Annotated in this window: 13 protein-coding genes and 1 riboswitch; of the genes, 5 read left to right on the plus strand and 8 right to left on the minus strand. The window is 64.2% G+C overall.

The window, feature by feature from the left end:
• Positions 1-343: 343 nt before the first annotated feature.
• On the minus strand, positions 344-907 hold the full coding sequence (locus FLG15_RS16985; protein ID WP_003483308.1) for an adenylate kinase: 564 nt from the start codon (positions 905-907) through the stop codon (positions 344-346).
• Positions 908-1,067: 160 nt separating this feature from the next.
• Between FLG15_RS16985 and FLG15_RS16990 the strand changes: the two genes are divergently transcribed.
• Positions 1,068-2,324, plus strand: coding sequence for a 6-phosphofructokinase (locus FLG15_RS16990; RefSeq protein ID WP_057679818.1), 1,257 nt, complete (start codon positions 1,068-1,070; stop codon positions 2,322-2,324).
• 268 nt (positions 2,325-2,592) lie between these two features.
• Here the strand turns inward: FLG15_RS16990 and FLG15_RS16995 are convergent, their stop codons facing one another.
• A complete protein-coding gene (locus FLG15_RS16995) occupies positions 2,593-3,117 on the minus strand; it encodes a hypothetical protein (protein WP_011348509.1) in 525 nt (174 codons plus the stop codon).
• A 250-nt stretch (positions 3,118-3,367) separates the two neighbouring features.
• Here FLG15_RS16995 and FLG15_RS17000 point away from each other — a divergent pair, with 250 nt between their 5' ends.
• Positions 3,368-5,395 carry a sodium-translocating pyrophosphatase gene (locus FLG15_RS17000; RefSeq protein WP_150146852.1) on the plus strand — a complete coding sequence of 676 codons (2,028 nt, stop codon included), beginning with the start codon at positions 3,368-3,370 and terminating at the stop codon, positions 5,393-5,395.
• A 299-nt stretch (positions 5,396-5,694) separates the two neighbouring features.
• Here FLG15_RS17000 and FLG15_RS17005 read toward each other — a convergent pair whose 3' ends face one another.
• The gene (locus FLG15_RS17005; RefSeq protein ID WP_057679816.1) at positions 5,695-6,177 is read right to left on the minus strand and encodes a hypothetical protein; all 483 of its coding nucleotides are present in this window, start codon (positions 6,175-6,177) and stop codon (positions 5,695-5,697) included.
• Positions 6,178-6,374: 197 nt separating this feature from the next.
• Between FLG15_RS17005 and ppa the strand changes: the two genes are divergently transcribed.
• Both ppa and FLG15_RS17015 read left to right on the plus strand, forming a co-directional pair.
• Positions 6,375-6,911 (plus strand): inorganic diphosphatase, encoded by a 537-nt coding sequence (ppa, locus tag FLG15_RS17010; RefSeq protein WP_017156830.1) that lies wholly within the window; start codon positions 6,375-6,377, stop codon positions 6,909-6,911.
• Between the two features lie 113 nt (positions 6,912-7,024).
• Entirely contained in the window at positions 7,025-8,173 is a 1,149-nt protein-coding gene (locus tag FLG15_RS17015; RefSeq protein WP_017156829.1) for an HDOD domain-containing protein, read from the plus strand.
• A gap of 418 nt (positions 8,174-8,591) precedes the next feature.
• Here the strand turns inward: FLG15_RS17015 and FLG15_RS17020 are convergent, their stop codons facing one another.
• The 4 genes from FLG15_RS17020 to thiC form a co-directional block, all read right to left on the minus strand.
• A complete protein-coding gene (locus tag FLG15_RS17020) occupies positions 8,592-11,435 on the minus strand; it encodes a TonB-dependent receptor plug domain-containing protein (protein ID WP_017160076.1) in 2,844 nt (947 codons plus the stop codon).
• Positions 11,436-11,483: 48 nt separating this feature from the next.
• The gene (locus FLG15_RS17025) at positions 11,484-12,377 is read right to left on the minus strand and encodes a helix-turn-helix domain-containing protein (RefSeq protein WP_057679240.1); all 894 of its coding nucleotides are present in this window, start codon (positions 12,375-12,377) and stop codon (positions 11,484-11,486) included.
• 110 nt (positions 12,378-12,487) lie between these two features.
• Complete coding sequence (locus FLG15_RS17030) at positions 12,488-14,842, minus strand: winged helix-turn-helix domain-containing protein (protein WP_169790134.1); 2,355 nt, start codon at positions 14,840-14,842, stop codon at positions 12,488-12,490.
• A 425-nt stretch (positions 14,843-15,267) separates the two neighbouring features.
• Positions 15,268-17,145, minus strand: a complete 1,878-nt coding sequence (thiC, locus tag FLG15_RS17035; RefSeq protein WP_057679242.1) for a phosphomethylpyrimidine synthase ThiC — start codon at positions 17,143-17,145, stop codon at positions 15,268-15,270.
• Between the two features lie 91 nt (positions 17,146-17,236).
• Positions 17,237-17,334: riboswitch (TPP riboswitch) on the minus strand.
• Positions 17,335-17,767: 433 nt separating this feature from the next.
• Between thiC and FLG15_RS17045 the strand changes: the two genes are divergently transcribed.
• Positions 17,768-20,539, plus strand: a complete 2,772-nt coding sequence (locus FLG15_RS17045; RefSeq protein ID WP_057679243.1) for a TonB-dependent receptor — start codon at positions 17,768-17,770, stop codon at positions 20,537-20,539.
• Between the two features lie 263 nt (positions 20,540-20,802).
• Here the strand turns inward: FLG15_RS17045 and FLG15_RS17050 are convergent, their stop codons facing one another.
• On the minus strand, positions 20,803-22,659 hold the full coding sequence (locus FLG15_RS17050) for a methyl-accepting chemotaxis protein (protein WP_170922377.1): 1,857 nt from the start codon (positions 22,657-22,659) through the stop codon (positions 20,803-20,805).
• Between the last annotated feature and the right edge of the window lie 44 nt (positions 22,660-22,703).

Genomic DNA, 22,703 nt, shown 5'->3' on the forward strand with positions numbered 1-22,703 from the left:
CAGTTGCCGGACATTCCGATCCAATGCAAGCCCAAGTGTCGGGAATTTCCTACCGTACTGTCGGGAATTTCCCGATGTGCGAACCCGATCACATCCCTCACTATGCTGAACGCCAGTCGCAGCATCCCTTTGGTCCTACTCCCCAAGAGGCCAAATCCCCAGGGAGCTCATGCTGTCGGGGCTCTGAGCAAGCCTACTACTGGCGTTATTCTGCCCCGGGCGTCTTGTACGTCCGGGGTTTTTCTTTTGGGGCACCGTCCGGGCGATCATGGCCAGAACGCAACGCCGCCAGGCGCCGCGCCTGCCCACGGCCGGGCCTTGCGCCCGGCCGCCCATTGCCGACTCAGCGGCCGAGCGCCTTGCTGATGCGCTCCAGCACTTCGTCCAGCGAACCCACGCCGTCCACGCGCGCCAACTTGCCGCGCTGCTCGTAGAAGCCGATGACCGGTGCGGTGGAATCGGTATAGACCTGCAGACGCTTGCGCACCGACTCCGGGTTGTCGTCTTCGCGGCCTTCGGCCTTGGCACGACCGGCGATGCGCTCGACCAGCAGCTCGCTGGCCACATCCAGCTGCACCACGGCATCCAGCGGCTGACCGATCTTGCCGAGCAGCTCGTCCAGCGCATTGGCCTGGGCCACATTGCGCGGGTAGCCATCCAGGATGAAACCCTTGGCCACATCGGCCTGGCCGAGGCGCGCCTCGAGCATGCCGAGCAGGATGTCGTCGGACACCAGGTCGCCGCGTGCCATCACTTCCTTGGCCTTCAACCCCAGCGGCGAGCCAGCGGCCACTTCGGCGCGCAACAGGTCGCCGGTGGAAATGTGCGGAATATCAAACGTGTCTTTGAGACGTGTCGCCTGGGTGCCCTTGCCCGAACCGGGCGGTCCCAATAGAACCAATCGCATCAGTGGACTCCACTTTCGAATAAAAACGCGTTGCGGTGGGCGGCGTTAGACTCACGTCTTCGCCGGCGCTGACCGTATGGTCGTGCAGCTTACCGCATCCGGGGAATGTCCCGGCACTGTCCCCCTGCGCCATGTTCCCATGTGAGGAGTCTGTCCCCCTATGACCACTGGCAACCTGCTCTATGCCCAATCCGGCGGCGTCACCGCCGTCATCAACGCCACCGCAGCCGGCGTCATCGCCGAAGCGCGCGCGCGCAAGATCAAGGTGCTGGCCGCACGCAACGGCATCCTGGGCGCCTTGCGCGAGGAGTTGATCGACACCTCCAAAGAGTCCGCCGCCGCCATTGCCGCCCTGGCGCAGACGCCCGGCGGTGCATTCGGCTCGTGCCGCTACAAGCTCAAATCGCTGGAAGAAGACAGCACCAAGTACGAGCGTCTGCTCGAGGTGCTGCGCGCGCACGACGTCCGCTGGTTCCTCTACAACGGCGGCAACGACTCGGCCGACACCGCCTGGAAGGTCTCGCAACTGGCCAAGGCCTATGGCTACCCACTGCACTGCATCGGCGTGCCCAAGACCATCGACAACGATCTGGCGGTGACCGATACCTGCCCCGGCTTCGGTTCGGCCGCCAAGTACACCGCGGTGTCGGTACGCGAGGCCGCACTGGATGTCGCCGCCATGGCCGACACCTCCACCAAGGTCTTCATCTATGAGGCGATGGGCCGCCATGCCGGTTGGCTGGCCGCAGCGGCAGGCCTGGCCGGGCAAGATCCGGACGACGCCCCGCAGATCATCCTGCTGCCCGAACGCGCCTTTGATCAGACTGCATTCCTGGCCAAGGTGAAGCAGGTGGTGGACAAGGTCGGCTGGTGCGTGGTGGTGGCCAGCGAGGGCATCCAGGACGCGCACGGCAAGTTCGTCGCCGATGCCGGCGGTGCGGCCGACTCGTTCGGCCACGCGCAGCTCGGCGGCGTGGCCGCGTTCCTGGCCGCGCAGGTCAAGCAGGAGCTCGGCTACAAGGTGCACTGGACGCTGCCCGATTACCTGCAGCGCTCCGCGCGCCATCTCGCATCGAAGACAGACTGGGAACAGGCGCAAGCGGTCGGCAAGGCCGCCGTGCAATACGCACTCAAGGGCATGAACGCCGTGATCCCGGTGATCGAACGCGTCAGCGACGCACCATACCGCTGGAAGATCGTGCCCGCGCCCCTGCACAAGGTGGCCAACCACGAAAAGAAGATGCCGCCCAGCTTCCTGCGCAAGGACGGCTTCGGCATCACCGAACGCGCCCGCCGCTATTTCGCCCCGTTGATCAAGGGCGAAGCCCCGCTTGCCTACGGCAGCGATGGCTTGCCGAAGTATGTGACGTTGAAGAACGTGGCGGTGGCCAAGAAGCTGCCGGCTTGGGAGGGGTGAGATCGAAGCCGCGTGGGATGCACAGCGATGTTCAACGCTCCGCCGAGGTGGCGGCAGATCGGGCGACTTACACGCGTGGCCTGCGCACTAACGGATGTGACGCCGAAGGCGTGGGTCATACGACAGGATCATGAAAGCGCGTGGTCTAGGCGATTGTCGAAGTAACTGATCCACCTGTGCATGTACTGCTGATCCACTTGTGCATGTACTGAAAACGAACCCCGGCCTGGCCGGGGTTCGTTGTTGCGGATGCAGAGCAACATCTGACTTACTGACACGCCTTGCCTTCCACCGTCATCTGCGCAGCGAACATGGGTACCTGCGGAATCTTGCCGGCAGCGGCTTGCTGCTTGGCGTCTTCCAAGTAGATGCGCGACTGGCCTTGTCCATCGAGTTGCGGTTTCGCATCCACCGGCTTGCGCCATACGCGCACGACCGCTTGCTGTGACGGGCAGGCTGCGCTCGGTACGCGGATCACATCGTTGAAGATCCAGCCCGAGGCAACACTGGGCGCGGCCTTGGCGAAATCCACGAACCGTGCACGCGGCTGGCAGGTGGGGCTGCTGCGGACTACCGACAATGTATACGGCTGTGCAGCATTTCCGGTAAATACGCCTTCCAGACGTGCGCAGGCTTCCGGGATCTGACGCAAGGTGTGCACGGCGCCGACCGCTTGCGCGGTGCCGGGTGCGCGCGGCTTGAGTTCGGGCGTGGGATCGGCTGCAAACGCTTGGCTCGTCAGCAACAGCGTCGCGAGCATCGCGGCATATTTTTGCGCGGCATGGTGGGACATGGACACTCCTGGGTCGACCGAATCGCGTTGGCCGCAGGCTGTCATGCCGCAACTGAACGACGCGCCAAAGCCGTAATGCTGGTCGCCATGCCAGGCGCGGCGCATACTCGGTCGCGATCCGGCCACCTGAACATTCGCGACGCGCATTACGGCCCGGCGGCCGTCGAGTCCGTATTCGTCAATCCACTCGGTGTGTGCATCGCCCTTGGTTCGTCCCGACCGGACGACATCCATTCTCTTGGGAGGGGTCATGCTGGAACACTACGGGTTGTGGCTTGCGCTGGGTTGTGCGGTCTTGGCAATCGTCCATGGAATCGTGTCGGCGCGCTGGGTGGTCGCGCAGCCGAGCGGCAATGCACGCATGCAGGAGATCGCCGCCGCGATCCAGGAAGGCGCGCGCGCCTATCTCAACCGGCAATACCTCACCATTTCGGTTGCTGGGGCAGTGCTGTTCGTGTTGGTCGGGCTGTTCCTGAGTTGGTACACCGCGATCGGCTTTGCATTGGGTGCCGTGTTGTCCGGGTTAGCCGGCTACATCGGCATGAACGTCTCGGTACGTGCCAATGTCCGCACTGCCGAAGCCGCGCGGCATGGCATCGGCAAGGCGATGGACGTGGCGTTTCGCGGCGGCGCGATCACCGGCATGCTGGTGGTCGGCCTCGGGCTGCTTGGCGTGGCCGGCTACTTTGCCGTGCTGCAAGGCATGGGGCTGCCACTGGAGCAAAACCTGCACGCACTCGTGGGGTTGGCGTTCGGGTCGTCGTTGATCTCGATCTTCGCGCGCCTGGGTGGCGGCATTTTCACCAAGGGTGCGGACGTGGGCGCCGATCTTGTCGGCAAGGTCGAGGCCGGTATTCCCGAGGACGATCCACGCAACCCGGCGGTGATTGCCGACAATGTCGGCGACAACGTGGGCGACTGCGCCGGCATGGCCGCAGATCTGTTCGAAACCTACGCAGTCACCGTGATCGCCACGATGCTGCTCGGCAGCCTGACGCTAGCCGAAACCGGCTCACATGCCGTGCTCTATCCATTGGTGCTCGGCGGGGTATCGATCATTGCTTCGATCGTGGGCGCGGCCTTCGTCAAGGTCAAGGACGGCGGTTCGATCATGGGTGCGCTGTACAAAGGCGTGATCGTATCGGGCGTACTGGCGGCATTGGCCTACTGGCCCATCACCCAATCGCTGATGCGCGACAACACCCACGGCGCCGCGGCGTTGTACGCCTGCGCATTGATCGGCTTGGTGCTCACCGGCCTGATCGTGTGGATTACCGAGTACTACACCGGCACGCACTACACCCCGGTGCAGCATGTTGCATCGGCCAGCACCACCGGACACGGCACCAACATCATCGCAGGCCTCGGTATTTCGATGAAATCTACCGCGCTGCCGGTGATCGCGGTCTGCGCAGCGATCTGGGGTGCGTTTCATTTCGGCGGCTTGTATGGCATTGCGATTGCAGCAACGGCCATGCTGTCGATGGCCGGCATGATCGTTGCGCTGGATGCATATGGGCCGATTACCGATAACGCTGGCGGCATCGCCGAGATGGCCGAGCTCCCGCCCGAGGTCCGCAACATTACCGACCCGCTGGATGCGGTAGGCAACACCACCAAGGCAGTCACCAAGGGCTACGCGATCGGATCGGCGGCGCTGGCTGCATTGGTGCTGTTTGCCGACTACACGCACAACCTGCAGGCGGCCAATCCCGGCCAGGTGTACGCCTTCGATCTATCCGACCACACGGTGATCATCGGGCTACTGATTGGCGGGCTGATTCCGTATCTCTTCGGCGCGATGGCGATGGAAGCGGTCGGCCGCGCCGCGGGCGCCGTGGTGGAAGAAGTGCGCCGCCAGTTCCGCGAACTTCCCGGCATCATGGCCGGCACCGCCAAGCCGCAGTACGACCGCGCCGTCGACATGCTGACCCGCTCGGCGATTGGCGAAATGATCGTGCCTTCGCTGCTGCCGGTGGTGGTTCCGATCGTTGTCGGGTTGCTACTGGGGCCGCGTGCGTTGGGTGGCTTGTTGATCGGCACGATCGTCACTGGCTTGTTCCTGGCGATTTCGATGACCACGGGCGGCGGCGCGTGGGACAACGCCAAGAAATACATCGAGGACGGCCACTTCGGCGGGAAGGGCAGCGAGGCGCACAAGGCTGCGATTACCGGCGACACGGTCGGTGACCCGTATAAAGACACCGCGGGGCCGGCGATCAACCCGTTGATCAAGATCATCAACATCGTGGCGTTATTGCTCGTGCCCCTGCTGTAACGCTCTGTAACGCTGCAATGACCGCAGGTCGCGTGGCCTGCGGTCATGACGACGGGCAGCAGCCGACCGACTAGACGAGTCGCGGCAGGCCGGAACCGGTCACTGCCGCAAGCGGCAACGCTGGGGCATGGGAACCGGGCCACCAAGGACGTCGCCTGGCCGGGTCATTTGCCCTTACCAGCTCAGGATCGGCATCACGCCGGCGCCTGCTGGCGGCGCCCGTCGTCGATGCGAAGATGGGCGCCCCAGGCAGAAGGGGCTGGCCTGTGCCGGCAAGCCCGCCCCGCGCCGGCGAACAATCACAGGCAGCCGATCAAACCGTCATAGATCGGCGGTGCGCCGCCCGGCAGTGGCTTGAACAGCGGATTGGCCACCGCAAGCGTGCGATACATCTCATCCAGGCGGGTACCGGCCTTCAACGGTGCCGTGCAGCGCCACACCCGGCTGTCCGACCGCAGGTAACCGCTGCGCGGGTCGACGCTGACCTCACTGGCGCCGAAGGTCCAGATGCAGCTCCGCACCACGCCGGTGACGCGATGCACCGAGCAGCGGAAGCGCAGCGGCTGGTAGTCGCTGAAGTCGCCGCCACAAAAGGTGTCGCCGCAGATATTGTCGAAATCGCGGTCCAGCCGCTGCTCCAGATCGATGAACGCCTCCCAGCCCTCGCCATTGGCGGGCCAGTCCACCGCATCCACATAGGTGGGTGGAGGCGTGCCGGCGACGGCGACCTGGGCGGTAAGGGACAGCAGCAAGAGAACGAGCAAACGCGCAAGCCTGGACATGGGCACTTCCTATGCGGTGGATGAGCCTGCAGCGTGCGCCGCCGGCCGGGCCGCGACGATCAGCCAGCCACCCGTGATGAACACGGGCTATGCCGCACGCAGCGGTCAGGAGATTGCCCATTCAGTGTCGCTGCAGCGCAACAGCCGAACGCGTAGAATCGCGCTCCACACACTGCTGACGCCTCGGAGCTACCCGCATGGGCCTTGAACTGGTCACCTCTGGCAAGAACCTGCCGGAAGAAATCAACGTCGTCATCGAGATCCCCAAGGATTCCGAGCCGGTCAAGTACGAAGTCGACAAGGCCAGCGGGGCGATCTTCGTCGACCGCATCCTGTCGACCCCGATGCGTTATCCCTGCAACTATGGCTACGTACCCAACACCCTGTGCGGCGATGGCGACCCGGCCGACGTGCTGGTGGTGCTGCCGTTGCCTTTGGTGCCGGGTTCGGTGGTGCGCTGCCGTCCGGTGGGCGTGCTGCGCATGAGCGACGAGGCCGGCAGCGACGAAAAGATCCTGGCTGTGCCGATCGAGAAGATCTTCTCCGGTTACGCGCACATCGAAGACATCAACCAGGTGTCCAGCCACTGGATGGAGCGCATCGGCCACTTCTTCGAGCATTACAAGGACTTGGAGAAGGGCAAGTGGGTCAAGCTGGATGGCTGGGGCGGCGCGGCCGAGGCCAAGCGCATCCTGACCGAGGCGGTGGAACGCTACAATTCCGACGCACCCTGATCCATCGATGGTGATGCTGCCCTGCGTGTAGGGGGCGATCGGGATCACGCTTCTGGCGTGATCCCGGTGACCGCAGTCGGCAGATTGGGTACATTGCCGAAAGCGTTTGGCCGGTGTCTGTCACCGGTGACTTCTGGGGAAGTGTCTTGCGTATTCTGTTTGTTGGGGACGAAGCCAGTCTTCCGTCCGACCTTGTCGCCTACGTCGCCGACCTGGGCGACCAGTGGCAGGCGCAGCAGGTGGCCGATGGCAATTCGGCGATCGAAGCTGCCGCGCTGTCGCCGTTCGACGCCGTCATCGTTGCGCCGGTGCTGCCGGACCTGACTGCCGCCACCTTGCTGGGGCAAATCCGCACGCTGCGCCCGGACACCATTCGTATCGCGCTGATCGATGCGCAAGGCGGCCAGCGCACGCCGCCGGCCCGCATCATCGGCGTAGCGCATCGCTTCTTGCCGATGCCGCTGGCACCCGAAGTGCTGCTCGAAGCGGTCACCAGCCTGGAAGAACTACGCGAGCTGCTCAGCAATCCGCGCCTGCGCGCGGCGATTGGGCGGATCGAAAAGCTCCCCTCGCCTCCGCATTTGTACCTGAGCCTGATGCATGCGCTGGAAGAGGACGACGGCGCCGATGCGGCCGATATCGCCAAGCTGATCGCCGGCGACCCGGCGATCGCGGCGAAAGTGCTGCAATTGTGCAATTCGGCGTTCTTTTCCGGTGGCCGCAGCATCACCGACCTGCGCACGGCGGTGACCCGCCTGGGCGTGGCGACGCTGCGCGACCTGGTGCTGGCCAGCGAAGTGTTTTCGGTCCAGACGCTCACACCGGCCGAGCGCAATGCGATGCAGCGCCGCGCCCTGCTCTCGTCGCGCCTGGCGGCCAAGGTGCTTCCGCCGACCAGCGCAGAACTCGGTTCCACCGCTGCATTGCTGGCCGATATCGGCCTGCTGCTGCCGGGCGTGCGCGATGAGCGCGAACCGCCGGCCGAAGGCGGCGACGAACGCCTGGGTCACACCGAAGCCGGCGCCTACCTGCTCGGTCTGTGGGGCTTGCCGATGCCCATCATCGAAGCGGTGGCTTTCCATCGCCATCCGCTGCGTTCCAGCATGCGCAGCTTCTGGGTCACCGGTGCCGTGCATGTCGCCACGGCATTGGCCAGCGGCGAAAGCGTGGACGAAGAGTACCTGACCAAGGTTGGCGTCATCGCCCGCCTGCCGAGCTGGCGCGAACAGGCCGACACGTTGCTGGGGCTTGCCGAGGCGTAAGTTACTCGCATGCGGCATCCGGAAAGAAGCGCGGCCAAGGCCGCGTTTTTTTATGCCGTTTCTTCGCCCCCGCTGCATGGGGCCGTTGCGCCAGCGCCGCGCATGTCAAACCTTGCGCTGGGGCGATGTGTCACGTCACTCACCCGATGCGCACCGCACCACGGGCAGGCAATGCGCTCGAGCGTTGCGGCAGCTGCACGCGCATAAAGACTGCAGTTCTTTTCGAGCCGCATCGCTCGGCAACGTCCACGTCGTGCGTGCGTTCTTTGCGGGAATGCACACCGCATGAGCCGCGCAACGGCTGCTTTGCGTCCGAATCACGCGTTGCGTTCGCGGCCCCCTCATCGCAACAGCGCATTGCAAATAAAAAAAGACGGGCCTTGCGGCCCGTCTTTCATTCACTACGCGCGTCGATGGATCAGAAGCGCTGGGTGTACTTCATGTACATGAAACGACCGATTTCGAAGCCGCCGTAGTAGGCAAAGCTGCTGTTCGGTGCCGAATACTGCAGCGGACCGCGGTGATCGAACACATTGTTCGCGCCGAGTGCGATCGTTGCATCCCACGGCGCCTTCCAGTTGACCTGCAGGTCGTGGAAGGTGTTGGCGCCGGTGTGACGCAGCGGGTCGGACTCGCCGTTGGCGATATGGTCCGGCGCATCGCAATAGCCTTCGGCCAGCGTGATGCAGCTTTCCTTCATGCCCGAGTAGTAACGCAGGGTGTAGTTGACGCCGAAATCACCCAGCGACCAGTTCACGCCAACGTTCGAACGCACGCGGAAGATGCCCGGCTCGCCGACACGGCCAATCATGATGGCGTTGCCTGCGCTGTCCTGGCCGGCTTCGTCGTACTTGCTGACGTAGCTGGTCTGCCAGTCGAAGGTGAAGGAACCGATGGCCGTTTCCGGCAGGCGGTACTTCACACCCAGGTCGTAGCCTTCGGTTTCCATCTGACCGAGATTGGCCACGCCGTAGCTCATCGCCGAGATATGACCATCGGCTGCGCGCGTGACATTGGCGCAACGTTCCGAATTGCCGAGCACATAGCAGTCGCGCAGGATGCGGTCGACGCTATCGGCGATGATCATGTCGTTGATCTCGTAGCGGTACCAATCCAGCGAGATGTCCAGACCCTGCACCCAACGCGGGCTCCAGACCAGACCGGCGGTCTTGCTGGTGGAGGTTTCCGGCTTCAGGTTCGGGTTGGCGCCGCTGATGAATTCATCAGGCGTCTGGCACGGATAGGTCGTGCAAGGCACGAAGCCCTGGCCGAGCTGGGTGTAGCCCAGCGGCACGCCGGCGTTGGTGCAGGCCGCGTTGCCGTTGACGCTGTTGGGGGCGCCGACGCCGCAAGGATCGATGTAAGACTCGAAGCTGCTGCTCAGGCCACCGTACAGGTCGCTGATGGTCGGCGCACGGAAACCTTCCGCATACGTCGCACGCACCAGCAGGTCTTCCAGCGGACGCCAGGTCAGGCCGAACTTCGAGTTCAGCGTGTTACCGAAGTTGCTGTAGTCCGAATAACGCGTTGCAGCGTTGAAGGTCAGTTCCTTGGCGAAGGCGACATCGCTCAGGAGCGGAACATTCAATTCGAGGTAAACCTCGTCCAGCGAGTACTGGCCCTGCGTGGTCTTGGCACCCAGGCCGGTGCTTTCGCCCGACTGCGCAAACGCATCTGGAGAGAAGCGACCTTCTTCCTTGCGGTGTTCGTAGCCCACCGCAACGCCCAGATCGCCAGCCGGCAGCTCGACCACCGAACCGGACAGGTTTGCGGTGAAGCTGGTGGTCTTGGTCAGACCGGTATCGGTGAAGGTCGGGAACAGGAATTCCTGCAGCGCCGGGTCGGCAAGCGAGCCCTGACCTGCGACGTTGTACGGCAGCAGCGGGTTCCACGGACGGCAGGCCGAAAGCGAGATCGGGTCTGCAGCGGTACCGCACTGCGCAACGCCCTGGCCGTTGATGAAGGACGGGCCCAGCGCCTGACGCGACGCGATCAGGCTCATGTCGCCACGGCTGCGCTTGGTGTTCTCGTTGCGGTTCCACAACGCACCCACATCCCAGTCCCAGGTCTTGCCGCCGATGTCGAAGTAGCCACTCAAGGTCGGCGCGAAGCGCAGGGTCTTGAGCTGGTTTTCGCTGGCGCGCGGCACTTCCCACAGACGACGACGGAAGTCGACATCCTGGCCGATCGGATTGAACGCGCTGCTGCCTTCCAGTGGAGTGCCGAACGAACCGGACTGATACGGGTAGCCCGCGATCTGCCCGTCGGTGGTGCGCTCGTTGTAGGCAATATCGGCGTTGAAGGTGATGGCATCGGCAACGTCGTAGTTGACGTTCGCAAAGACCGACTTCCGCTCGATACCGGTCTGCACCATCATCTGCTGGTTCGAGTTGGCGTACTCGGCCGGCGTGATCGGGTGATAGTCGGCCGGGTTGTTCGGGTTGCCGCCGGCATTGAGCGTCTGCCACACCGCGGTGTCCGGATCATCGCAATCGACCTGCAGCGGATTGCACCACGAGCCGTTCTGACTGATCGGGCTCCAGCTGTTCGGGGTCGAGTTGGGACCACGCGAACCATCGCGGCTGAACCAACGGTTCTTGGCGAACACCGGGTCCTGCTTGGAATATTCGGCAGACAGCGTCACGCCACCGCGCTCGCCCTGCGAGCCAACAGTGAAGGAGTACTGCGTGGTGTCGCCGTCGCCCTGGCCGAACTGGCCGAACTGCACGCTGGCTTCAGCGCCGTCGAAACGCTTACGCGTGATCACGTTGACCACACCGGCGATCGCGTCGGAGCCGTAGATGGACGAGGCGCCGTCCTTCAGCACTTCAATACGCTCGATGGCCGACATCGGAATCTGGCTGAGATCCTGCAGACCGGAGGTCGACGCACCCAGACGCTTACCGTTCACCAGCACCAACGTACGCTGCGCGCCGAGGTTACGCAGGTCGACGTAGTAACCGCCAACGTCTTCGCCGGACGACAGCGCGTCAGCGCGCGAGATGGCCGGGGAGCCGGCGGAGGTCAGGTTCTGCAGCACATCGGCAACAGACGTCAGGCCCTGCTTTTCCAGCGCTTGACGGTCAAGCGTCAAGATCGGCTGCTGCGTTTCGACGTCGGCGCTGCGAATGCGCGAGCCGGTGATCTCGATACGATCAAGCGTGGTGGTCGACTCTTGTGCGGCGGCAAAAGCCGGCGTCAACGCGATCGCAATACCGGCGGGCAACAGGCCCAGCCGCACTGCGGAGGTGCGAAGGTTCATCAATCTCTCCAGGGTTCGTTAGTGGCGCGTTAAGCGCCCCTGTGCAAATTACGATTGCGTGAACGCCGTCGCTTTGCGCGTCACGTTACGTGGCTTTGCCGAATCTGGCGGATTTGCCGTTTGGTCGCGGTAGTGCGATGCGGAGACACCGAAGCGCGCACGGAATGCGCGCGCGAAGCTGCAGCAATTGTCGAAGCCGCTTGCCGCTGCAACCTCGCCGATCATCATCGAGGTATCGCGCAACAAATCGGAGGCACGTTCCAGACGCAAGCGCGCAGACAGCGCCTGCGGGCTTTCTTCGTACAAACTCTGAAACGTCTTGGAGACGTACCAACTGGAAAAGTTGGTCAGCTGCGCCAGTTCGCTGATGCGTACCACCCGGTCGCTATTGCCTTCCAGATACAGCCGTGCACGCTGCATGCGCCCGAACACCTGACGCCGCCGGCTGCGCGAGCGGCCCGGGCAACGCTGTTCCTGCGCAATGAAATCGCGCTGCATCGCCGCCAGGTGCAGCAGCAACGGCCGCGCGGAGGCACTGCCGCTTTGTGCGGCAGCATTGCGCCACAGGCGCAAGGCGATGCGCAGGTCACCGCGCGATAACTGGGCGCGGCCGGGATACAGCGTGGCATCGGTCAGTTCAGCGAGCGACTGCAGGCTCTCGCCATCCAGACCGACGCCCACGCACAGCGCGCTGCGGTCTGCCTGCACGGTGGGATGGGAATCCTTGTCGAAGGCGATCCAGTCCCCGGCACGCAGACGAAAGCGGCCCTCCTTGGATTCCACCCATGCGCGTCCGCGTAGCTGTATCCACAGGGTGAATGTCGCTGCGCTAGTACGGATGCTGCCGAGCCGCGAGACCGCCAGACAGGTCGTCGATGTCGACTCGCTGGCGCTGTCCAGCGCGAGCGCAAGCCCACGATCTGCGGTGATGACCTGTTGCATGTTGGCAGCCCCCTGTACAAAAGAGGGCGTAGTGTTTTGCCGAATGTGGCGTCGGTCAGGAAGTTTTGACGAAACTGTGCCGAAATTGCCACGAAGCCTTTCCGAAAAACTTACGAAGCGATTTTTTTCAATACCGACAACAGGTTAGCAGCGACGCCAACAGGCGCCACGGAATGCTGCGGCAACGGCATGTAGGCGATGGCGCTGCCATCTTCTTCGGCCAGCGACACATACAGTGTGCCGTCGTGCTGGTTCAGGCTGAATCCGTTGATGGTGGTGAACTTGACCGCATCCAGACACTGGCTGCGGCCGCTGCGCAGCTCGCTATCGTAGGCAGCGCAACTGTCGGTCGACGACAGGTAATGCAGCTGGCCATGCGCCCCCGGCGCCCAGCTGCGATACCGCCAACGCGACGGCCGCTGCGGATCGACGGCATGCAAGGTGTCGGCGGCCAGCGATGGAGCGACCTGCCACACACCGCCACCGCTGAGACGGGTCAACAAGACCTGTCCGCTGACGCGGTCCAGCCGCAACTGAGAGACGTCCTGCAGCGTCGCCAGCGCACGCCAGGGGCGACTGCGTCGGTCGTACAGCGTTGCGAAGGTATGCCCGTCGGCGGCGGCGGCAAGTACCAGCAGCCGGTCGGGGTCGGGAAGATGGATCGCCTGCAGCGGGCGCGGCTGCGGCACCGGCAGTCGTACCACCTGGCCGCTGCCGGGGGTCACTTCGAATAGCGCTGCATGCCCGGCCGCATCGCTGCCGCTGACCAGCACACGTTGCGAATCGGCTGACCAGTCGGCGGCCTGGCGCGAATCCGGGCGCGGCCCTTCGATCAAGCGCACCGAGCCGGGTTTGCTGACATCGCCCCACCACAGCCCGTACGCACCGGATCGGTTGGATGCAAAGATCAGCTGCCGCCCATCCGGCGCAATCATCGGCTGATCGTCGCGCCCGCTGGATGGAAACAGGCGGCGGCGAATGTAGCCACCGTTCATCGTGTCGCCAATGACCTGATAGACGCCAAATTGCGGTTTGCGCTGCACGAATACCAGATGGCCGTTCGCCACGTCCGGTGCTTGCGCATCGTCCACCCCCACATCCTGCAAACTGTGGTCCCGCAGATCGAGCAGATACAGCCGCGCCTCGCTGTCCACGCGACGTCCGAAGATCAGACCGCTTCCGTCGGGCAGCCAGCTCCATCCACGGATATCGGCGTTGTCATGGGTAAGCCGTTCGGCAACGCCGCCTTCGGCCGGAATTCGCCACAGGTCCCCGAGCTGCGGATTACGCAGGAATACGATCCAATTCCCATCGGGCGAATACCGCGGCGCGTAATCGAAATCACCTGCCTGCGCCGGGTAGTCCAGCGTCTGCCACTGCCCGGTTGCCAGATCCAGGCGACGCATGCGGGCCGCGCCATGCGGGCCGGTCATGCTGCCGAACACCAGCGCGCGCCCATCCGGCGACCAGCTGAAACTCAGCATGTCGGCACCGTCGCACCGCATGACCTCGCGCGAGGCCACAGGCCCGTTGGCTGCGGCGATCATGACCCGGCAGCTGCCATCGGGCGCCTGCCTGGAAAACGCGATCTGCCGCCCATCCGGCGACCACGCCGGCAAACGATCGGAAACGCCGGGCGCGGGCGTCTCCAGTACCCGCGGATAGGCGTTATCGGTGGTCTTGACCAGGATCGAGGTGCCGGCACGATCGCGGGTCAACGAGGCGTACGCCACCTGCGCGCCATCGGGCGACAGGCTTGGCGTGAGGTCGAATCCACCGCCTGCGGTAATCACCTGATACGGCCGCTTGGGGCTGCCCAACACCGCATGCGCTTGCTCGGTAGAAGGCGCCGGGGCACGGCGCCATGAGGTCCATACCGCAAGGCTCAGCACGACCAGCAACGCCACGCTGGCGACTGCCAGCGCCAGCGCGCGCCGGTGTCGTGACGCGGCCGGCGTCGAAGCGGCCGGTTCCGCAGCGACGGGCGATACGGGCTGGCCAGGCGCGGTGTGGAGGGGGGGCGTGGCAGCGTCGGACTGGTCGGTAACGGCCGCCACGCCTGCGTCCGGCTGCGCCGGCCCGAGCGCGTCCGAACCAGGTGCCTCGCCGGGCAGCGTCGCCGCTGCAGTTGCATGCGCCTCCCACACCACCGCCGCCATCAAGCGATACCCGGTCTTGGCGATGGTCTCGATGTGCTCCGAGCGCTGCCCGCCGTGGCTGGCAAACGCCTTGCGCAGCTGCGTGACCGCCTGGGTCACCACATCGTTGGTCGGCAAGGTATCGGGCCAGACCTCGGCAAGCAGCTGCTCGCGCGTGACCACCTGGCCCGGATGCCGCGCCAGGGTCAGCAACACCGCCAGGGATTTGGGCGCCAGCCGCAGCGGACGCTTTGCGCCGGGTGCGTGCACCTCGCGCGAGGCAACGTCGACCACGCATTGACCGACACGTAGGCGGCCCGCTGGCACTGCGATAACGGGAGGAACACTCATCGGCAAAAACACGCGTCGGCATGCAAGAACAACAAAGAGCGCCCCGCGCAATCCGCGAAACGCCAAATTCAGCAAAGGACGACGACCAACTGTGTCATGCATCCATTTGGTGCAAATTTTACGCTATGCCCCGTTGCTTCCTATGACAGGCGGCAGCGTCAGGCTCTCTCTCTCTCTCGCCGACGAATTCGAATAATGACGATGTACCCTTCGCGCCTTCTGGCGCGATTTTTTTATCTGCGATTCAGCTAGATCAGCCGAAACCCTTATTTCCTGGAATCGCTTGCAACCCTGCCATCGCGCGGCACTTGCGCACCGCGCTGCAATCTGTGCAGTACAAAACTGAACTTCTCCTAAGCAGGCGCTACATCACGTTCTGTGAAACGCGGCCATGTAACGCGTCACGTGGCGCGATAGACCTGCGCGCCCTGCGCGACGAATTGCGCGGACTTTTCCTGCATGCCCGTCGATAACGCCTGCGCCTCGCTCATGCCGTGCTCGGCTGCGTAATCACGCACGTCCTGGGTAATCTTCATCGAACAGAAGTGCGGCCCGCACATCGAGCAGAAGTGGGCCAGCTTGTGCGCGTCCTTGGGCAGCGTCTCATCGTGGAACTCCTTGGCCTTTTCCGGATCCAGGCCAAGATGGAACTGGTCGTCCCAACGGAACTCGAAACGCGCCTTGCTCAGGGCGTTGTCGCGTACCTGCGCGCCCGGATGCCCCTTGGCCAGGTCGGCCGCATGCGCGGCGATCTTGTAGGCCATGATGCCGTCGCGCACGTCCTGCCCGTTGGGCAGGCCCAGGTGTTCTTTCGGAGTGACGTAGCAGAGCATTGCGGTGCCGAACCAGCCGATCATCGCCGCACCGATCGCACTGGTGATGTGGTCGTAGCCCGGCGCGATGTCGGTGGTCAGCGGGCCCAAGGTGTAGAACGGCGCCTCGCCGCATTCGCGCAGCTGCTTGTCCATGTTTTCCTTGATCAATTGCATCGGCACATGGCCCGGGCCTTCGATCATGGTCTGCACATCGTGCTTCCAGGCGAGCTTGGTCAGTTCGCCCAGCGTTTCCAGCTCGCCGAATTGCGCCGCATCGTTGGCATCGGCAATGCAGCCGGGGCGTAGGCCATCGCCCAACGAAAACGCCACGTCGTAGGCCTGCATGATCTGGCAGATGTCTTCGAAGTGCGTGTAGAGAAAGTTCTCCTTGTGATGCGCCAGGCACCACTTGGCCATGATCGAACCGCCACGCGACACGATGCCGGTCACGCGCTTTGCGGTCAGCGGCACGTAGCGCAGCAGCACGCCGGCGTGGATGGTGAAGTAATCCACGCCCTGTTCGGCCTGTTCGATCAAGGTGTCGCGGAAGATGTCCCAGGTGAGTTCTTCGGCGCGCCCATCGACCTTTTCCAATGCCTGATAGATCGGCACCGTGCCGATCGGTACCGGCGAGTTGCGGATGATCCACTCGCGCGTTTCATGGATGTGCTTGCCGGTGGACAGATCCATGACCGTGTCCCCGCCCCAGCGGATCGACCACACCAGCTTCTCGACTTCTTCGGCAATGCCCGAAGACACCGCGCTGTTGCCGATGTTGGCATTGATCTTGGTCAGGAAATTGCGACCGATGATCATCGGCTCGCTTTCGGGGTGATTGATGTTGTTGGGCAAGATCGCGCGGCCCCGTGCGATCTCTTCGCGCACGAACTCCGGCGTCATGCGTTGCTGGATCGAGGCACCAAACGCCTGGCCCGGATGCTGCTTGCGCAAGCTGGCATCGGTCACCGCTTCCAGGCGCTGATTTTCGCGGATCGCCACGTATTCCATTTCCGGCGTGATGATGCCGCGGCGCGCGTAATGCATCTGGGTGACGTTGGCGCCCGGGCGCGCTACCCGCGGCAGACGCCGCGCCGGGAAGCGCACTGCATCCAGACGCGCGTCGTGCTCGCGGCCACGCCCGAAACTGGAGCTCAGTCCGTCCAGGGCGACGGTGTCGTCACGCTCGGCAATCCACTGCGCACGCAGTGGTGCCAGGCCGGCTGCCAGATCGATCGCCACCCGCGGATCGGTGTAAGGCCCGGACGTGTCGTAGACGCTGAGCGGCGGATTCTCTTCGCCACCGAACAGGGTGGGCGTGCGCGTCAACGCGATCTCGCGCATCGGCACCTGCAGATCCGCACGCGAGCCTTGCACGAAGATCTTGCGTGAACCGGGAATCGGCTGGGTGACAGCCTCCGACAACGACTGGGCTTGTTGCTGCAAAACGGTGGGCGCGGCATTCATGGCATTCGTCCTGTGTGCTGGCCCTGCGAAGGAGTCGCAGTGCGGACGAAGCGGCGGCGCTCGATACGGATCGCCCGTGCACGCACGAACCATCGCATCTGACGAAGCTTCCCTACGCCGGTATCAGCCGGATCAGGTTCGAAGGGACTATCTCAACCGCAGCACGCTGCGGTACCCCCACTTCGGCGGCGATTAAACCACATCCCCCCCCTGCGCGGCTAAACAAACGCCGCCAGAGACCTGCGGCGCGCATGGCGCCAAGCCAAACCCATAGGGCATACCGCACTGACGCGGCGCCCGCACCGGCCTGCTGTTGCGCGTGGCAAGGTTGTCGCGTCCGGCGGCGACATATGTCCGCACAGGTCATCCCACGTCGCTGCAGCACACGCCCTGCGTTGCGCAGGCATTACATGGCGCGCCAATGCATTGCGCGCGTGGCCACGCAACAAGGCGCCGATTGACGAAAAACGGCGGCGAAACCCGCTCGTTAAATTCCCGCTAAGCCTGCAGGGCATGCCGGAAACGCCGCGCGCATGCAGGTGTCATTCACGGGGATCGCGCTGTCGCTCCTCCTCTACCGGGAACCGCCGTACATATGACTATGACAACGCTCCACCCGACCATGCGTCGGGGCTCGCTCGCGATCGCCATCAGCCTGTGCGTCAGCACGAGCGCCATCGCCCAGGAACAAACCGACAAGAGTCCGACCAACCTGGACAAGATCGAAGTCACCGGCTCGCGCATCCGCTCGGTCGATGTGGAAAATTCGCAACCGGTGCTGGTCCTGACGCGCCAGGACATCGAAAAGCAGGGCCTGACCTCGGTTGCCGACGTTCTCAAGCGCATCCCTTCCAACGGTGCAACGATGAACAGCACCGTCAACAACGGCGGCGACGGCTCGGCCACGGTCAGCCTGCGCAACCTGGGCGCCTCTCGCACGCTGGTGCTGGTCAACGGCCGGCGCTGGGTCTCGGGCCTGTCCGGTTCGGTGGATCTGAACACCATTCCCTCGGCCATCGTGGAGCGCGTGGAAGTCCTCAAGGATGGCGCCTCGTCGATCTATGGCTCCGATGCCATCGCCGGCGTGGTCAACATCATCACCCGTACCAATTTCGATGGTGCCGAAGTCAACGCCTACGTTGGCCAATATGGCCAGGGCGATGGCCAGCGCACCTCCTTCGATGCCACCGTGGGCGCCACCGGCGAGCGCGGCAACCTGGTCATCGGCTTGTCCAGCGTCAAGGAAGATGCGGTGATGGCAGGCGACCGGGAGATCTCCGCCGAGCCGGTGTACGGCGCGGGCTCTTCGGCCTACAGCAGCTACTCGGCAAGCGGCCGCCTCCGTGCAAATGGCACCAGCGGCGCATGGACGGTGTTGCCCGACAGTGCTACCGCCAGCGGCGACAGCAGGTATCCGCGCTACGGCCTGGACCAGTACACCGCCTTCAATACATCCGAATATGGCTACAACTACGCCAAGGACAATTACCTGGTGACACCACAGAAGCGCGACGCGTTGTATGTGCAGGGCAACTACGCACTCACCGACAACGTGCGCTTCAAGTTCGATGGACTGTATAACCGCCGCCAGTCGTCGCAGCAATTGGCCGGCTTTCCGCTGGCTTCGGTCAACACCGGCATCCTGTTGAGCGGCGACAGCTACTACAACCCGTACAACACGGCCTACGGCGGCGACGGGCGCGATGTGGGCTGGTCGCATCGCTTGACCGAATTCGCGCGCACCTACCAGCAGGACGTCAAGACCTCGCACGTGTACACCGGGCTGGAAGGCGACTTCCAGTTTGCCGACCGGCAGTTCAGTTGGGATGTGGGCTTTGCGCACAACCAGACCGACCAGACCGAAACCCAGTATGGCGATGTCAATCTGCTCAACCTGAGCAATGCGCTCGGGGCATCGGCCATCGTCAATGGCACCCTGGCGTGCCTGGACAGCGGCGGCGCCGTCATTACCGGCTGCGTACCGTTCAACCCCTTGTCGCCGGCCGGTGGCGTGACCCAGGAAATGCTGGACTACATCCTGTTCACTGCGCACAACACCTATCAATACAAAAACAGCAGCTTCACCGCCAACCTCACCGGCGACCTGTTCGAGCTGCCCGCCGGCTGGATGAGTTTTGCCGCCGGTGTCGAACACCGCGAGGAAAGCGGGTTCTCCTCACCGGATGCCCTGATCTCTGCCGGCTATACCTCGGGCAATTCGTTCACGCCCACCTCCGGCTCGTACACGCTCAACGACTACTACACCGAAGTGGCGATTCCGCTGCTGAAGGATGTGCCTGGTGCGCAGTTGCTGGAGTTGAGCGCGGCTGTGCGCTATTCGGACTACAACACCTTCGGCAGCACCACCAATAGCAAGTTCGGCTTCAAGTGGAAGCCGGTCGCCGACCTGCTGATTCGCGGCAATTACGCCACCGGTTTCCGCGCGCCATCGATCGAAGATCTGTATCTGGGCGCGTCGGACAGTTTCGATACCTACTCCGATCCCTGCTCGACCAACAGCACCTCCTACACCAGCGCGATTGCGGCCGCATGCGCCGCCCGCGGCGTGCCTGCCAATTACGTTGCCGAATACAACAGCGCCAGCGGCAACTCCGGCCAGACCATCTATCCGTTCACCTACACCAGCAACGCCAATCTGCAACCGGAAAAGTCCAAGAACACCACGCTTGGCTTTGTCTACAGCCCGGCTTCGGTGCAGGGCCTGGACGTGTCGCTGGACTGGTGGAAGATCCAGATCACCGACGCCATCACCGAATTCAGCGCCAATCAGATCCTGACGCAGTGCTACCAGTTCAACGTCTCGGCGTTCTGCGACCTGGTGACCCGCGATGCGACCGGGACCATCACCGGCCTGGTGATCCAGCCGGTGAATGTCGGCGAGCAACGCATGCAGGGCTACGATTTCACCGCGCGTTACAAACTGCCGCAGACCGCAATCGGCCAGTTCATGCTGACGCTGGATTCGACCTACGTGGCGGTCAACGAGCAGAAGCAGGACGACAATTCTGCGTGGGAAAGCTACAACGGCATCTACCACACCAATAATCCGAACTGGCGCACCCGCGGCACGCTCACCCTGGACTGGAGCTACGGCAATCTGGCCGCCAACTGGGCCGTGCGTTACTACTCGGGCATGAAGGACTACGATTCGGAACTGGACGACAACGGAAACTATCGCCACGTTGCGGCGACTGCGTTCAACGACATGCAGGTGTCTTACCAGCTTCCGTGGAATGCGACCGTGCGGCTGGGCCTGAACAACGTCTTCGACCGCGACCCGCCGGTCGCGCTCAGCGCCTCGGCCAACTCGTTCGATCCGGCCTACGCCATCCCGGGACGCTACAGCTACCTGCAGTACACCCAGCGCTTCTGAGCACGCTGTCCTGATCCACGTGGTGTCACAACGGCCTCCTTCGGGAGGTCGTTGTCTGTGTGCCACGGCTAACACGCAATCGAGCGCCTGGCACACGGCACGGCGATGGCGACATGCACAGACATTTCCACGGCACATCGCACCGTTAGCCTGCAGCCACTACAACAAGAAACCTGCTCTCTCTCCCTGCCGCCGATCTTCGGCGGCTTTTTTTTGTTGCCCGGGTTGACGCACAGCCGCCAAACGCCGGCCGGTCAACGCCATCACTCCAACGTATAGCCCACCCGCAAGCCGCCCCAGTGCTTGCCGCCGACGAAGATCGGCGCGGATAGGTCGAACATGATCTGGCCGGTATCGCGGCGATAGACCTGGAGGCGGTATGGGTCGGTGTGCGCGCCCACGCTGCGCCCAACGCGGTCGGTAAACTTGCGCTTGGTGCGGTTGCCGACCAGATCGCGCTTGGCATCGCCGGTCAACGGTTGCGTGAAGCGCAGATTGTGCGTGGGCACATAGCCATCGGGATTGGCGCAGATGGCGAAGACGATCCACGGGTGCGCGTCCAGCAGCGGCTCTTGCAAAGCGGGCAGTACCTGGTCGCAGAGCGCATCGAAGTCGGTATTGAACTTGGGCGGCTCCACGCCGGCGATCGGCGTATAGGTGCGCGCGAACAATGCAGCCTGCTCAATTTGCCCGCGCGCAATGGCCTGCGCCAGCGCACTGCCGATCTTGCCGGCCGTGGCAACGGCCAGCTCCTTGACCCGCGCGTGCCTGGGCACCAGCAGTGGGTCCGGCGGCAACCGGAACAAGCCCACGCAATCGCGCAGGGTTTCGGTGCCGCGCCCCAGCGCTTCGCTGCGTTCGGCCACGTGCGCAGCATGCTGCAGATTGCTGCGGCCCAACGCCACCACGCCATCTACCGCACGCTCGATCCCGCGAATTTCCCCGTCCTGCGCCTGGATGCGCCCGGCCACCGTGGTCATCGCGCTGCTGGCCTGCCCGAGCACGCGGGTGATGCCATCGAGCACCGCTTCGGTACCACGTGCAGAGGCTGCGCCCTCCCCCACGGCGGCGCTGGTTTCGGCCAGGATCGCGCGCACGTCGCGCGCCGCCGCTGCGGCGCGTTCGGCCAGCCGCCGGATCTCGGTGGCCACCACCGCAAACCCGCGCCCGGCATCGCCGGCATGCGCGGCTTCGATGCTGGCGTTGATCGACAGGATATTGGTCTGGAACGCCACCGAATCGATGACTTCGATGACTTCGCCCGCGCGCGACGCTCGGCGCTCCACTTCATGCATCGCCTGGCCCAGCGCATGCGCGGCGGCCACGCCTTGGCGCGCACTGTCGTCGGCGCTGGCGGCCAGCGCGATCACCTGTGCCAGCTCGGCATTGACGTCCTGCAGGCTCGACGACAACCGCTCCACCGCGGTGCGCGCGCCGTCCAGCGCCTCGTTCTGCGCCTGCGACTGGCGCACCATTTCATCGTTTTCGGCCACCAGCGGCGGCACTTCGGCGGCGATCTGCACCGACAAGGCCACTGCCTGACGGATGGCCTCGGCCAGATTGCCGAACCCGGCTTGCAGGCGCCGGCCCATCTCGGTTTCTGCCAGTCCTGGCGGCAACAACAGTTCGAGTTCGCAGCCGGCCAGCGCCTGCGCGGTGCGCTCGAGCACCGTGCGGTCTTCGTGCTCGGCCTGCAGACGCGCAACCAGCGGTTGCAGCAGGGGCGAGATCGGCACCGGCCGGCTGCCGTCGGCCAGACGCGTGGCCTCGCGCAGCAGGATCGCGGTTTCCACATGCGGCAGCGACAGCATCCAGCCGCCCTGCGCGCGGTCGCGCACATAGCGCACGCGCCGCGCCGGGTCGTCGCCCGGGGCAGCCCAGACGCCTTCTTCGCCCACCAGATCGGCGGCGCTCAACCCCCACACCACCGAGGCCGGCGCCCCCTGCAGCTCGGCCGCGGTCTTGCCCAGCACATCCAGGCCAACGCGGTTGCAGGCCACCACACACGCCTCGGCAGATAGGCGCAGCAAGGCCACGGGCGCATCCGGGAGCACGGCCGTCTGGGCCTGCGACGGCGGGTCGGGCTGTTGCATCGAATTCATGAGGGGCTCCTGCTCCATCCCGTGATTAGCGGCGTGCGGCGGCCGGAATTGAGCGGCAACCT

The sequence above is a fragment of the Xanthomonas phaseoli pv. dieffenbachiae genome, assembly GCF_008639345.1.
Classification (GTDB): domain Bacteria; phylum Pseudomonadota; class Gammaproteobacteria; order Xanthomonadales; family Xanthomonadaceae; genus Xanthomonas; species Xanthomonas phaseoli.